Origin of the sequence: Francisella salina, from assembly GCF_000219045.1 — a bacterium.
Classification (GTDB): domain Bacteria; phylum Pseudomonadota; class Gammaproteobacteria; order Francisellales; family Francisellaceae; genus Francisella; species Francisella salimarina.
The window spans coordinates 1,798,609-1,812,812 of the sequence record NC_015696.1; the positions used below are offsets into that span (position 1 = coordinate 1,798,609).

Genomic DNA, 14,204 nt, shown 5'->3' on the forward strand with positions numbered 1-14,204 from the left:
CATAAATAATGCTTATAATTAACTTTAATAAAAAGATAATTCATAATATATCTTTGCAAGGAAAAATCATAACAAACTTTGGTGGCAATATTTCTGTCAAACTTACAAGTGGCGAGAAAGTTTCGGCACTATTACGAAGCCACTTAAAGGGCGAACTTACTGTTGGCGATAATGTAGAACTTGAATATACAAATTCCACTTATGTAATTGCTAAATTATTAGATAGAAAGAATTTAATCGCTCGTCCCAACCAATATCAGCGCAAAAATAAGAATATCGCTGCAAATATTGATAGTGCTGTAATAATTATTGCACATTCTCCGGCACCAGTTGAGCATTATATTGATAGATATCTAGCAGCATTACATAATAGTAATATTGAACCTATAATTGTTATCAATAAAATCGATGATCAAAAAGAGAAAGATAAGAAATATATTCAAGACTTAGCAAATGTTTACCAAGAAATCGGCTATAAAGTATTCTATACCTCTGCACAAAACAATATAGGGATTGACAACTTACTTGAAGAACTTAAAAATAAAACATCTATATTTTTAGGTCAATCAGGTGTAGGCAAGTCTGAAACATTAAATACAATATTAGGTACTAAAATCACTGCAACAACTGCTGTATCGGATTCCACCAAAAAAGGGCGTCATACAACTACATGCTCTACCTTGTACGAGATAGATGATACTACTAGCATAATTGACTCTCCTGGCATTAGAGAATTTGGACTTTGGCATATCACAAAAGAAGAGCTTTTTGATGGTTTCTTAGATTTCAAAAAATACAAGGGTATGTGCCAATTCAGAAATTGCTCACATGAAGAGGGTTCTAGGGGTTGTGAAATAGTCGAACAAGTTAAACGAGGTCATATCAACCCCGTTAGGTTTAAGAATTATCATCGAATATTAGCAGAGATCAAAAACTAAGAATACATGCTAACCAATCACCTCTTTTAGAAGTACTCAATCCAAAAGGGCTTTAGACTAATTTTGGTTGGGCTTATAATACTTAGGTGTAAATTCTATACCATATTTAACATTCATCCACATTCTACTAATAAAGCTCTGCATTTCTGCATCATGAATGTTAAGAACATACATCTTTTTGATCATCTCATCAGTAGGCCTGATATTAGTGTCACTAAATATATCATCTAAATATTTTTCATTTTGCGTAACTGCATTAGGCTGATATAAATAATTACTGTTTTGAGCTGCTACATACGGATCTATAATATAATTCATAAGAGCATAAGCTTTATCAAGATCCTTGGCTCCTTTTGGAATCATAAGCATATCAAACCAAATATTAGTACCTTCTTTAGGTATCACATAAGCTAAAGTCACATCAGGATTAATAGTTTTCGCTCTTTCGACAGATCTAACTACATCGCCAGAGTACCCCATCACTAAACATAAGTTACCTGCTGTAAAATCATTTTGATATTTGTTACTATCAAAATACTTAATATATGGACGTATGTTCTTGATAATATCCAAAGCTGCCTTCTCATATTCAGCTTTACTATTAGTATTAGGATCAATACCATGATAGTAGAAATAATTACCAAAAATCTGCTCAGGCTCATCAAGCAATGAGACTCCACATGGTGCTATTTGTTTGAGATACTTTTTATCAAATACATATTTCCAACTATTAGGAACAATACCCTTACCTAATCTTTGTTCTATTTCTTGTTTGTTATAAGCTAACCCAGTAGTACCATAGCTATAAACTACAGCATAATTATTCCCTGGATCATTAATTTGAGAAACCTTATCATAAATTACTTTATTACGATAATCTAAGTTTGGTAATTTTGACTTATCAAGTTTAATAAGTGCTTTAGATGCTATTTCACTATTTAGATATAGAGCACCTTGCTCAATCAAATCAAAACCTGAAGAGCCTGTCATTATTTTTGCCCTAGTCATATTATCGTCAGATGTATATATGTACTTAACTCTGGTATTAGATAAATCAGAAAAGCAAGGTACTATATCAGGAGATATATAGTCAGCCCAGTTTGTAAAATTCAACTGCGTTCTTGACTCTGTTGATATAATTGGATTTTTAAGAATTTTATTATCACAAACATACGAGTTTTCTTCAGAATAAGCCACATTAAATAGGCTAACTAGTAGGCCTAAAACAAAAACTTTTTGTTTCATAAAACTAACACACGCTCTAGTTGTTATAAAATTCCTTTAAGTATATACTAAACCGTGGTATCGGAGAAATAGAAAAATAGAATAATGGAACAAATTGTTAGTAGTAAAAAGTTTGGTCTAATCAGACTAATTATGATAAATATTATTGCTGTTGATAGCTTAAGAAACATATCAATTACCGCTCAAGCTGGCTGGATAGTTATTACTTTTTATATACTAGCAGGTATTTTCTTTTTAGTTCCATGCGCCCTACTTACTGCTGAAATGTCTACAGGATCCTCTCAAGAAACTGGTGGTATTTACATCTGGGTCAAAAAAGCTTTTGGTAAAAGATTGGGCTTCCTAGTGATATGGATACAGTGGGTTTATAACTTAGTTTGGTTTCCATCTATTTGTGGCTTTTTCGCTGGTATTATCGCTTATGTAATAGCTCCAACTATAGGTCAAAATGCCAACGAACTAGTAGCTAACCCTTGGTATATGATCTCTATGAGTTTGGTGATGTTTTGGAGTGCTACAGCTATCAACTTATTTGGTATCAAAACTTCAAGTACAGTTAGTACTCTTGGTGCTATTATAGGTACACTCCTACCTATGTTTATTATTATATTAATAGCTATTATTTGGTCATTTTCTCACAGCTCTGAAATAGTATTACCTAGTGTTACTGATTTTATCCCATCAGGTAATAACATGAGTAGCTGGGCTTTATTTATCACAGTGATGTTTAGTTTATTCGGTCTAGAAATGAGTGCAATCCACGCTGCTAATGTCAAAAATGCCAAAAAGAACTTTCCTAGAGCCCTACTAATTTCAGGTTCTGTAATATTAGGTTCTTTGATTTTGTCAAATATTGCAGTGATTTTAGTTAGTAGTCAGCTACAGATTGGCGATGTTGATATTGTTACAGGATTGATGGTTTCATTTCACTACTTCTTTAACCAAATCAATATGCCTTGGATGACATATATTATTGCTATTACATTAATATTTGGTGCATTTACTACAACCTCAGCTTGGATTATGGGATTATCTAGAGCATTTATGGTTGTCAGTAATGACAATATCCTACCTCAGATGTTTGGTAGAACTAACAAAAATGATGCTCCTGATACTATGCTAATTACTCAAGCACTCATTTTCACAGTATTTTGCTTCTCGTATATATTTATGCCATCAGTAAATGAAGCATATTGGTACCTAAGTGACTTAACTGCTCAGCTAGCTGTTATTGCATATATACTCATGTTTATTACAGCTGTGAAGCTTAAACTCAGCTCTCCTCTTCAAGAAGGTCAGTATGAAATATGTAAAGGCTCTCTAGGTACTATACTAATGGCTCTTTTAGGGTGTATTGGATGTATTGTTGCAATTATAGTTGGATTCATACCTATAGATAGCATGGCAATGTCCGTTTTTAGTTTTGATATGATGCTTATTAGTGGAATTGTAATAACATTAATTATCCCAGCTGTTATAACTATTAAGAAATAATATTTTAAATTCTTTCCATTAATACCTTTATATATTCAATTTTTTTCAAAACTGATACAATATTATCAATTTAATAATAGCTTAATTAACAATGCTCTTACGAACTATAAAAAACTGGTATGGTAACAGATATCAAAACAATGAACCAATAGTGTTTTTTGGTTTAATGTTATTTTTCTATCTAGTTTTAACTTTCTTGGGTGACTATATAGCACCAATATTGGCTGCTCTAGTTATTGCTTACTTACTTGACACTCTTGTAAATATTCTACATAAAATTACAAAAATTAAGAGAATCATTCTAGTATATTTTGTATATGTACTATTCCTAATTTTACTTTTGTCATTGATATTTGTATTGCTACCGATTATCGTTAATCAGTTGATTGACTTTATTAAACAAGCGTCTCACACCCTATCAAGTTTGAAAGAAAGTCTAGAGCAACTCTCTCTCAAATACCCTACAATTCTTACAGATGAAAGAATTAACTCTATTGTAAGTTGGTTTGACAGCATTGATTGGAAGAAAATCAGCTCCAGTATTGGCTCATTTATATTAGAGAATACAGCTACAACACTACCTGTTATTTTCTCTATATTAATATATCTTTTCTTAGTACCACTTATGGTTTTTTACTTCCTAAAAGACAAAGAAAAAATGATTAACTGGTTCAAATCATTCTTACCGGAGCAAGATGGAGCCCTATATTTTGTATGGAATGATTTAAAACCTAAGCTTGCTGACTATGTTAGGGGCAAAGCTATTGAGCTAATTATTGTTTCGATTGTAACATATATTGGTTTTGCGTATTTTAACTTGAACTATGCATTACTATTAGCGGTAGGTGTTGGCCTATCTGTTATTATTCCATATATTGGAATGATCATTATCACAATCCCTGTTGTTATGGTTGGTATCCTTCAGTTTGGACTAAATGGTACATTTGTATCAATGCTGATAGTATTTTTTATTATTCAAGCTTTAGATGGTAATTTATTAGTACCTCTTCTTTTCTCTGAAGTTCTAAATATCCACCCAGTAGGGGTAGTATCATCTATCTTGATATTTGGGGGTATTTGGGGATTGTGGGGTATATTCTTTGCAATACCATTAGCATTACTATTTATATCAGGTGTAAATATGTGTCGAAACCACCTCAGTGGTAAAAAAAATCTTTCTAATATAAATTTATGCTAATAAAACAAAAACAAACTAACCAAAAAGTTTTAGATACTTTGATATCAAAAGGTTACGATACATTCTTATCAAAAATAATCTCTTCTAGAGTAAATAATTTTGAGAATATTGACCTTATATTGAAAGGATCAATCAAAGATCTATCATCCCCCTTTCTCTTCAAAGATATCGATAAAGCCGTAGATAGACTTTTTCAAGCGTTACAAAATAATGAAATCATTGGATTAGAAACCGACCATGACTGTGATGGCCAAACATCTCATGCAATTTTATATGAAGCGCTGACAAAGATATTTAATTACCCTCAAGAAAAGATTCGTTCATATATAGGTCACAGGATGCAGGAAGGATATGGTCTATCAGAGTCTTTGATGAATAGGATATTAACAGATAGAATTAGACCAAGCCTTGTTATAACAGCTGACAATGGTTCAACAGATGAGCCTAGGATTGCAGTTCTTAAACAAAATGGAATAGACAGCATTGTAACAGATCACCATGGTATTCCACCAGAAGGCCCTCCGCAAAGTGCTATAGCGATACTTAATCCAACTCAACATGATTGTAACTATCCAGACAAAGCTGTAGCTGGCTGTATGGTTGCTTGGCTTTTTATGGCAGCTCTTCGTAGAAAATATCTGCAAAATGCTAAATCATTATCTAAGTCTTACGGATTAAGTAATTTACTTGACTTTGTTGCAATTGGTACAGTTGCAGACTGTGTTAGCATGGCAAATAGTCACAACAACCGCATTGTTACAAAACTAGGTATAGAGCAACTAAAGAATAACGATCGTCTATGTTGGGACTTCTTAGATAAAGAGAAGCTATCAAGTGAGTATATTAGCTTTAGTATAGCTCCCTTGCTAAATAGTGATGGAAGAGTTTCTGATGCATTAGGATCTGTTAGCTTCTTACTTGAAAATGATGAACGCAAAATTGAAGAAACATACGAAAACCTAACCAAGCAAAATAACCAACGTAAAGAAATTCAAAAAAAGCTTACTCATGAAGCAATAACTAAAGCTCATCAACTGAACGACGACAATTTCTCTCTGTGTATATTACTTGATGATGGCCATTCTGGAATTCACGGTATAACCGCAAGTAGAGTCAAAGAAATGTTTGGCAAACCTGTCATTATTTTTTCTGAAACACAAAATGATTCCAACTTAATATCAGGCTCTGCTAGAAGTATAGATAATATTAATATCAAAACCATCCTTGATACTATAGCACTTAAATCACCTACTTTGATGATAAAGTATGGTGGTCATAAAGGAGCTGCTGGCTTAACAATTAATAAATCTGATTTCGATACTTTTTATGATTTATTTGAAAGTGAAATTATCAATTTCGTTAAAAACAATAATATATCTTTAGAGCCTATTTTAGAGTATGATTTTGAGCTTGACGAAAATGATTTCAGACTACAAACTCTAGAAAAGATAGAATCTCTTGAGCCATTTGGTAGAGAATTTGAAAAACCTCTATTTTACAATAGTTTCACTATAGAAAATCTACGTTTAGTTGGTAAAGATAAAAACCATGCTCAACTAGTTTTACGCTATAAAAACATTCCTTCAATCAAAGCAATATGGTTTAATGCTTCAGACAATAAAATAACTAAACATATAGCTATTGGCGATACTATAAGAGCCTGTTATGAGCTCCAAAAAGAAGAATTTCTCGGACAGACAAACTTATCTCTCAATATTAAACTTATCAAAAAATGAAAAATCATAAATATATTAAGACAACTCTCAGTAAAGCTATTGATGATATATATGTTGAACATTTCACTACAATAGGCTCAACTAATGACTATTTACTAGAAAGAGAGCTATCACATAAGTATCATTTTTGCTATGCAGATCAACAGACTAAAGGACGTGGACGTCGTGGTGATAAATGGATCTCTGATAACAGTGATAATATTTATTCAACATTAGCATTTAGCTGTAACTTTAGCATCGTAAAAGACTCTTTTATAAGTCTTAAAATAGCACTGGGAGTTTTAGAAACTATCAAGAAATATATTCCAGCTGATCAACAAGAAAAACTAAAAATAAAATTACCAAATGATATATATTTTGAAGATCATAAATTAGCAGGAATACTTATTGAAACTAAAAATATTAAAAAAGATAGTTTTGATATTGTTATTGGTATCGGTATAAATGTAAATATGAAAAATATTAACGAAGATATTGATAGGCAATGGACATCATTGTCTATAATTAATAACCATGAGATAGACTCGTCAAAAGTTATAGTTGATTTAGTAAAATATGTTATTAATAATTTTGAAAAATCTTACTTAGATATTCTTGAGACTTTTTCAGAGTATGATTACACTCTAAACAAAAAGATTACCTTTAACTATTCAAATAAGAGTTTTCAAGGGACCGCAAAAGGCGTTACTGATAATCTAATGCTAAGAATTTTAGATGACAATAACAATCTTCATGAATTTGATCTAGCAAATATCAGCAAAATAAGAGTTATACAATGAGCCTAGAGAATGTTAAAAAACGTGCGAAATATTTAGAAAAAATTCGTACTTATTTCAAAAACCTAGAAGTACTCGAAGTGGATACACCCTTAGCATATGAGTTTGGTGTAACGGACCCTTTTATAGATGTTTTTAGTATTGAGACAGTTTCTGGTAAAAGATACCTCCAAAGTTCTCCAGAGTATGCGATGAAAAGACTATTAGCTGCAGGTAGTGGTAGTATATACCAAATTTGTAAAGCATTTCGTGATGAGCCTTGTGGACAACTCCATAAGCATGAATTTACAATGATAGAATGGTATCGAACAGGTATAGATTATCTACAGCTAATGCAAGAAATGCAAAATTTATTCTTAGAGCTTAAACTAAGTTTAAACTTTGTATATTTAAGTTATCATGAAGCATTTGAAAAATATTATAATATTAATCCCCACGATATTTCTCTAGAGCATTTACAGGATATGGTCAAAGAAACAGTTGGAGATATTCAAGGACTATCAAATCCAACCATTGCAGATTGTTTAGATATACTTTTTAGTTATAAAATTGAAAAAAATCTTAACCAAAAAGATACTATTTATTTTATTTATGATTATACAATTCATCAATCCGCACTAGCTAGAAAAGTATATAATCCAAACAATCAATTAGTAGCTGCTAGGTTTGAAGTATTCAATAATGGTATTGAGCTAGCAAATGGATACTATGAACTTATTGATAAAGATGAACAACTGAAACGATTTAATAATGATTTAAAGATAAGAAAGCAACAAGATAAAGTCACTTTAGATATAGATCACAAACTTCTAAACTGTATAGAAAACATACCAGAATGCTCAGGAGTAGCATTAGGTTTTGATAGACTCATTATGAGTTTAGAAAATATTGATAAGATACAAAATTTGACTATTTTAAACTAAAACAATCGCTAATTAATACTTAAGATTGCTACTGCGACTTATTCAAAGTAATTGGATTAATTGCAAATTCAACATTTAAATTATTCAGCTCTTTTGCAATACTCAAAAATATCTCATCCTGAACTGTTATGAAGTCAACAAAAAATACTTTACTTACCATCGCATAGACCTGCAAATTCACGCCATTAGCTCCAAAACTCCCTTCTAATTTACCAGAGATATTACTTCCACTTGAAGCTAATGATACTGATACTGTTTTATTCTGATCAATATTAGGATGAGATTTAAGCACCGCAAGAATTTTTTCTTTAACAACTGGTATTTTATCGATATATCTATAATCAATAGTTATAAATTGTACTATACGTCTGTGAGTACGACGCGAAGTTGTTGTTATACAAGTATTCAAAAACACTGAATTTGGAATATGCATTGGCGCTGTTTCATAATTATCAACCTGTGTTGTAAGAGTGCCAATTTTTTTAATAGTTCCACTAAACTTTATCGATGAATTAATATCAGATGAAATCACATCCCCCTCAGAATACTTACGATTAAATACAACAAATAAACCACCAAAAAAATTCGTTATCAAAGTACTTTGAGAAAAAGTCAGTCCGGCAAAAGCAACTCCACTAAAGGCTCCCAAAGCTGTTAAAGGAACATTAAATGCTGCTAAAACCAATACAACAGAGATAGCCACTGCTCCTAATTCAAAAGCTTTATATATGGCATTAATATCTCTAAAATCACTATACGCATCTTTATTTTGTGCTTTTTTCTTTTCAATAGCTATACTTTTACTATTATACAAGAATTTGAATAAACTAATAATAATTGCCAAGTAGACGCAAAAATCAAAAATTTTGTCAGAATACAGAATTATAACTTCTTTATAATTTGGCAGATGGACTATTACGGGTAAATCGACACAAGTCTTAATAAAATAAGCCCATATTATTAGATATAAAGTTAACTTAAATGATTTAACAAATGTAAATCTAATTGTATTTTTATACCTAATTACTAAGATACTACCAAGAACTGAAATAATTACACTAAGTACGAAGCATAAAATAAAATCTATAAATAGAATATAAGAAACTGAGTAATTCTCTACTCTAAGTAATACATTATTTAAAACATTCATTATAAAGAAACTATAGTTGAATATTATTTAGTAGTATCATCAATACCGTCATCAATAACAATATTATTCATATTAGCAGTTGCAGGTGGATGTGCCTTCATAGCTCTTTGATTAATAGTAGCATCAGGAGAATCATTACCAGCCTTTGTTACCTCTGAAGAGCCACTATCCACTCCATTATTACTACTTGAGACATTTTGAGTAGCAGATATATCAGCGACAGGCTTATGCTCTACGGTCTGCTGTTGTTGATCAGGTTCATTTAAATCATAATTGATTGGTGTATAGATTATAGCTGATTTAGGACTCTCTTCTGATACTGATACATCTACATCTTCTTTTAAGTGTTTAATCACTAAAACTATTATTACTACAGCTAGTATAAGAATTGCAAATCTGTTTATATAATCAAACAGTTTTAACTTACCATAACGTGACTTTTTATAGTGCAACACATCTATTTTATTAAGTATCGATACTATCTTCTTTTCAGAAATTTCTAAATATTCACAGTATCTTCTCACTTGATTTTTAAGTACACTACTAGAATTTTGTAATAATGAATCATTATCAGCTTCTTCGATTATCTCAATTGTTTGTACTGATAAGTTTATAGCATCTGCAACTGTCTCTCTTTGAAGCTCTTTTGCTTCTCTTGTAGACTTTAGAAAAGTTTGAAAACTATGCATAATTTACAAATATGATATTATTTTAAATATTGATAAAAGTATATAAGAAAAAATTTAAAATTTAAATGAAGATATAGGTGAAAGAATAGATTTACTTAGGTTGTTTTTTCTTTTCTAACATTTTTTCCAAGAAATGAATGTTAGTTCCACCCTTAATAAATTCCTCATTATTAAGAATTTCTTGATGAAGAGGTATATTAGTTTTGATTCCGTTAATTACCATTTCTTCAAGCGCAGCACGCATTTTTTGTAGTGCAGTCTCTCTATCATGTCCACGAACAATTACTTTTGCAATCATCGAATCATAATTTGGTGGTACTGTATAACCAGAGTATATATGGGAGTCAACACGAACTCTTGGACCAGCAGGAGCATGATACATATCTATAGTACCTGGAGAAGGAATCATTTTCTCAGGATCTTCAGCATTAATTCTACATTCAATAGCATGTCCAACTATAGCAATATCTTCTTGCTTCCAGCTTAAGTTACTTCCACCTGCAACTTTAATTTGCTCTTTGATAAGATCTGTAGAAGTAATTGATTCTGTAACTGGATGCTCCACCTGAATCCTTGTATTCATTTCAATGAAATAGAACTCTCCATTCTCATATAAGAACTCAAAAGTACCGGCTCCACGATATTTAAGTATTTTACAAGCATTAACACATTGTTCACCAATACGCTTTCTTTGCTCATCAGTCAAACCAATTGCAGGAGCTTCTTCTATGACTTTTTGGTGTCTTCTTTGAGTAGAGCAGTCCCTCTCAAATAGATACACTGCTTCTCCTCTACCATCACCAAATACCTGAATTTCAATATGACGAGGGTTTTCTAAGAACTTCTCCATGTATACCATATCATTATTAAAAGCAATTCTAGCCTCACTTTTTGTTAGAGAGATAGAACTAATTAAATCCTCTTTCTTTCTAACAATACTCATACCACGGCCACCGCCGCCGCCAGCTGCTTTGATAATAACTGGATAACCAATTTGCTCAGCAATCTCTAAATTTTTCTTTTCATCACTACCAAGTGGGCCACCAGATCCAGGAACACAAGGAACACCAGCTTTTTTCATCCACTTAATAGCTTCAACTTTGTCACCCATCACTTCGATACTTTCTGCACGTGGCCCTATAAAGATAAAACCACTCTCTTCAACAGCTTTTGCAAACTTTGCATTTTCTGATAAGAAACCATATCCTGGATGAATAGCATCGGCATTAGTTATTTCTGCAGCTGTGATGATTGCTTGAATATTAAGATAGCTAAGGTTAGGTGCAGCTGGACCTATACAAACTGCTTCATCAGCCAACTTAACATGCATCAGATTAGCATCAGCAGTTGAATAAACAGCTACTGTTTTAATCCCCAACTCTCTACATGCTCTTAATATTCTAAGAGCTATCTCACCTCTATTGGCAATTAATACTTTTTTAATCATTTTGTATTACCTTTAAAAGTTTATACTAGATTTATGAAGTCTTTACTTAAATTACTGATTGTTTATTATTCAATAATAAATAAAGGTTGATCGAATTGTACAGGATCACCATCTTTAGCGATAATTTTAACAATTTTACCAGCTTTCTCAGCTTCAATCTTGTTCATAATTTTCATTGCTTCAATTATACAAAGAACATCGCCTTTTTTAACTTCTTGACCTTCTTTAACATAAGGTGCCGCATCAGGAGAAGACGCACTATAAAAAGTACCAACCATTGGAGATTTAACTTCTTCACCGTTAATTTCTTCTGCTTCTACTTGCTTAGGAGCTGAAGTTGCAGTAGTTGGAGCACTAGCTGCTACTGGTGCTGCTGAAGCAACACTACTTACAGCAGGAGCTGATGATACAACCGTAGCAGCAGTATTATTTTTTGTCATAAAGATGCTTGAGCCACCATCTTTAACTCTAATCTCTTTGATATCACTCGAGTTAAGAATCTCTGCTACTCTATCTATCGCTTTTAATAAATCCATGTTTCTACTCTCCTTTCATATTAATATAGTTAATTGCTTCTATTAGCGCTAATGTATATCCGTTTGGTCCAAACCCAAATATGCATCCATGAGCAATATCTGATAGAAGCGACTTAGTCCTAAACTCTTCTCTATTATATATATTCGACAAATGTATTTCAATAAAAGGCTTATCTATAGCCAAAAAAGCATCGCGTATTGCAATGCTTGTATGAGTATATGCAGCTGGGTTTATAATTATTATTTTAGATGCTGATTGTTGAATTTTATCAACGATCTCTCCCTCATGATTACTCTGGAAAAAATCAACAGTTACATTATTATTTTGTGCTATTTTAAGTAACTCATTATTAATATCATCAATAGTCTTATTACCATAAATATGAGGTTGTCTCTTACCTAATAGATTAAGGTTTGGACCGTTAATGAGTAAAATATCCATATTAAACATCCTTATAGCTTTTCAAAGCTTTAACACTATAGTGCTTATGCGTTTCTATACAATAACAACTTAGTCGACCACCAAAAACACAACCTGTATCCAAAGCTATAGCACCTTTATCTTTTGTTTCTCCTTTGATAGCTGCCCAATGACCAAAAACTATCTTATACTTATTTTCAAATTTCTTATGTTTGATCTTAAACCATGGTTTAAAACTTTGTGGGATTTGATCAATTGTTGAGCTGAACTTAAGATTTAATCTTCCATTTTTATCTACAGTTCTCATTCTAGTAAAGTAGTTAAGTATACACAACCATCTATCTATACCCTCTAACTCTTTATTCCACTTTTCCATTTCATTATTAAACAGATTAGCTAATAAAAGCCTTCTAGTCGTTATGTTTCTTAATACAAACTCTACTTCATTAGCTCTTTTAAGAGCTTTTTTAGGCGACCAAATATGTGGAATTCCTGCATGAACAACAAAAGTATCATTTACTTTGATTAGAAGGCTTTGATTACATAACCACTCTTGAATTTCTCTTAAGTTATTAGCTTTAATAATATCATCGAAAGTATTTTTACTACTTGACGGCAAGTAGTTATAGCTAATAGCCAGAAATAATATCTCATGATTACCTAATACAACTTGCGCTGACTCTCCTAAAGACATTATGAAATCAACTGTCTCAAGAGACTTAGGTCCTTTATTTAAAATATCTCCTGCAAAAATAAGTTTATCTTTATTTTTATTAAACTTTATATCTTGCAACAACAATTGCAACTCATCGTAACAGCCTTGTACGTCACCAATAACATATGTAGCCATTTATCTTACACCTTATTTCAAAAAGTTTGCTAAACTAACAAAATCCTCCACACTTAAATTTTCCGCTCTTAACTTTGTATTTACGGGCAAAGTACTAGGATCTACATTAAGTTCTTTTAATATACCTTTAAGATTATTATGCAGAGTTTTTCTGCGTTGCGCAAAGCTTTGTTTAACAATACTTTCAAAAAAGTGATAATCATTAATAATCAGTTTATCAGTTTTTGGTTTAAGACGTAAAATAGCCGAATCAACTTTAGGCTTAGGGTAAAACACTTCAGGAGGAATTTTCATTATCATATTGCAATCAAAATGATACTGTAAAACCACTGATAGCCTCCCATAAGACTTGGAATTTGGTTGAGATATAATTCTCTCTACAACTTCTTTCTGAAGCATAAAATGAGCATCGATAATCTTGTCGCTTTGCTCAATCACTTTGAACAATATTGGTGATGAGATATTATAGGGCAAATTACCAAGAAGTTTTATTTTTTGCTGATGTTCGACTCTAAGGATATCTAAGTTAAATTTCAAAAAGTCTTCATTAAAAATTTTTGGCTCGCCATATTTTTGACAGTTTTGTAACAAAGTATCAATGACACTAGCATCAAACTCAACTACACTTACATGGTTAGAGTATGTGAGTATATAGCGAGTCAATGCTCCTAAACCAGGGCCTATTTCAAGCACCATATCATCTTTTTTAATATTCGCTAATTGAACTATCTTTCTTATTATATTTTCATCTTGCAGAAAATTTTGACCTAATGATTTTTTAGCTTTTGTTTTATATTGCAT

Annotated in this window: 14 protein-coding genes; 6 read left to right on the forward strand and 8 right to left on the reverse strand. The window is 31.7% G+C overall.

The window, feature by feature from the left end; all coding sequences use genetic code 11:
• The first annotated feature begins 53 nt into the window (after window positions 1-53).
• A complete protein-coding gene (gene rsgA, locus F7308_RS08800) occupies window positions 54-938 on the forward strand; it encodes a ribosome small subunit-dependent GTPase A (RefSeq protein ID WP_041263977.1) in 885 nt (294 codons plus the stop codon).
• Window positions 939-995: 57 nt separating this feature from the next.
• On the opposite strand, the gene F7308_RS08805 is transcribed toward rsgA, so the two are convergent.
• Window positions 996-2,183 carry a polyamine ABC transporter substrate-binding protein gene (locus F7308_RS08805; RefSeq protein WP_013923521.1) on the reverse strand — a complete coding sequence of 396 codons (1,188 nt, stop codon included), beginning with the start codon at window positions 2,181-2,183 and terminating at the stop codon, window positions 996-998.
• A gap of 84 nt (window positions 2,184-2,267) precedes the next feature.
• Here F7308_RS08805 and gadC point away from each other — a divergent pair, with 84 nt between their 5' ends.
• The 5 genes from gadC to epmA all read left to right on the forward strand — a co-directional run bounded on the left by gadC (window position 2,268) and on the right by epmA (window position 8,310).
• A complete protein-coding gene (gene gadC, locus F7308_RS08810; RefSeq protein ID WP_013923522.1) occupies window positions 2,268-3,677 on the forward strand; it encodes a glutamate transporter GadC in 1,410 nt (469 codons plus the stop codon).
• A gap of 91 nt (window positions 3,678-3,768) precedes the next feature.
• A complete protein-coding gene (locus F7308_RS08815; RefSeq protein ID WP_013923523.1) occupies window positions 3,769-4,875 on the forward strand; it encodes an AI-2E family transporter in 1,107 nt (368 codons plus the stop codon).
• Window positions 4,869-6,611, forward strand: coding sequence for a single-stranded-DNA-specific exonuclease RecJ (recJ, locus tag F7308_RS08820; protein WP_013923524.1), 1,743 nt, complete (start codon window positions 4,869-4,871; stop codon window positions 6,609-6,611). The genes F7308_RS08815 and recJ overlap by 7 nt, the downstream gene beginning before the upstream one ends.
• Entirely contained in the window at window positions 6,608-7,390 is a 783-nt protein-coding gene (locus F7308_RS08825; RefSeq protein WP_013923525.1) for a biotin--[acetyl-CoA-carboxylase] ligase, read from the forward strand. Before recJ ends, F7308_RS08825 begins: the two co-directional genes overlap by 4 nt.
• A complete protein-coding gene (gene epmA / locus F7308_RS08830) occupies window positions 7,387-8,310 on the forward strand; it encodes an EF-P lysine aminoacylase EpmA (RefSeq protein ID WP_013923526.1) in 924 nt (307 codons plus the stop codon). The genes F7308_RS08825 and epmA overlap by 4 nt, the downstream gene beginning before the upstream one ends.
• A gap of 28 nt (window positions 8,311-8,338) precedes the next feature.
• On the opposite strand, the gene F7308_RS08835 is transcribed toward epmA, so the two are convergent.
• The 7 genes from F7308_RS08835 to rsmA form a co-directional block, all read right to left on the reverse strand.
• Complete coding sequence (locus F7308_RS08835) at window positions 8,339-9,460, reverse strand: mechanosensitive ion channel family protein (protein ID WP_041263826.1); 1,122 nt, start codon at window positions 9,458-9,460, stop codon at window positions 8,339-8,341.
• 23 nt (window positions 9,461-9,483) lie between these two features.
• On the reverse strand, window positions 9,484-10,149 hold the full coding sequence (locus tag F7308_RS08840; RefSeq protein ID WP_013923528.1) for a helix-turn-helix domain-containing protein: 666 nt from the start codon (window positions 10,147-10,149) through the stop codon (window positions 9,484-9,486).
• Window positions 10,150-10,240: 91 nt separating this feature from the next.
• Entirely contained in the window at window positions 10,241-11,596 is a 1,356-nt protein-coding gene (accC, locus tag F7308_RS08845) for an acetyl-CoA carboxylase biotin carboxylase subunit (RefSeq protein WP_013923529.1), read from the reverse strand.
• A gap of 65 nt (window positions 11,597-11,661) precedes the next feature.
• Window positions 11,662-12,132, reverse strand: coding sequence for an acetyl-CoA carboxylase biotin carboxyl carrier protein (gene accB / locus F7308_RS08850; RefSeq protein ID WP_013923530.1), 471 nt, complete (start codon window positions 12,130-12,132; stop codon window positions 11,662-11,664).
• Between the two features lie 4 nt (window positions 12,133-12,136).
• Entirely contained in the window at window positions 12,137-12,574 is a 438-nt protein-coding gene (aroQ, locus tag F7308_RS08855; RefSeq protein ID WP_013923531.1) for a type II 3-dehydroquinate dehydratase, read from the reverse strand.
• Window position 12,575: 1 nt separating this feature from the next.
• A complete protein-coding gene (locus F7308_RS08860; RefSeq protein ID WP_013923532.1) occupies window positions 12,576-13,403 on the reverse strand; it encodes a symmetrical bis(5'-nucleosyl)-tetraphosphatase in 828 nt (275 codons plus the stop codon).
• A gap of 12 nt (window positions 13,404-13,415) precedes the next feature.
• Window positions 13,416-14,204, reverse strand: a complete 789-nt coding sequence (rsmA, locus tag F7308_RS08865) for a 16S rRNA (adenine(1518)-N(6)/adenine(1519)-N(6))-dimethyltransferase RsmA (RefSeq protein WP_013923533.1) — start codon at window positions 14,202-14,204, stop codon at window positions 13,416-13,418.

Bases quoted from the DNA above. Each gene is read 5' to 3' on its own strand.
- F7308_RS08805 (WP_013923521.1), bottom strand. From the start codon at position 2,183: ATGAAACAAAAAGTTTTTGTTTTAGGCCTACTAGTTAGCCTATTTAAT.
- gadC (WP_013923522.1), top strand. From the start codon at position 2,268: ATGGAACAAATTGTTAGTAGTAAAAAGTTTGGTCTAATCAGACTAATT.
- F7308_RS08815 (WP_013923523.1), top strand. From the start codon at position 3,769: ATGCTCTTACGAACTATAAAAAACTGGTATGGTAACAGATATCAAAAC.
- recJ (WP_013923524.1), top strand. From the start codon at position 4,869: ATGCTAATAAAACAAAAACAAACTAACCAAAAAGTTTTAGATACTTTG.
- F7308_RS08825 (WP_013923525.1), top strand. From the start codon at position 6,608: ATGAAAAATCATAAATATATTAAGACAACTCTCAGTAAAGCTATTGAT.
- epmA (WP_013923526.1), top strand. From the start codon at position 7,387: ATGAGCCTAGAGAATGTTAAAAAACGTGCGAAATATTTAGAAAAAATT.
- F7308_RS08835 (WP_041263826.1), bottom strand. From the start codon at position 9,460: ATGAATGTTTTAAATAATGTATTACTTAGAGTAGAGAATTACTCAGTT.
- F7308_RS08840 (WP_013923528.1), bottom strand. From the start codon at position 10,149: ATGCATAGTTTTCAAACTTTTCTAAAGTCTACAAGAGAAGCAAAAGAG.
- accC (WP_013923529.1), bottom strand. From the start codon at position 11,596: ATGATTAAAAAAGTATTAATTGCCAATAGAGGTGAGATAGCTCTTAGA.
- accB (WP_013923530.1), bottom strand. From the start codon at position 12,132: ATGGATTTATTAAAAGCGATAGATAGAGTAGCAGAGATTCTTAACTCG.
- aroQ (WP_013923531.1), bottom strand. From the start codon at position 12,574: ATGGATATTTTACTCATTAACGGTCCAAACCTTAATCTATTAGGTAAG.
- F7308_RS08860 (WP_013923532.1), bottom strand. From the start codon at position 13,403: ATGGCTACATATGTTATTGGTGACGTACAAGGCTGTTACGATGAGTTG.
- rsmA (WP_013923533.1), bottom strand. From the start codon at position 14,204: ATGCAATATAAAACAAAAGCTAAAAAATCATTAGGTCAAAATTTTCTG.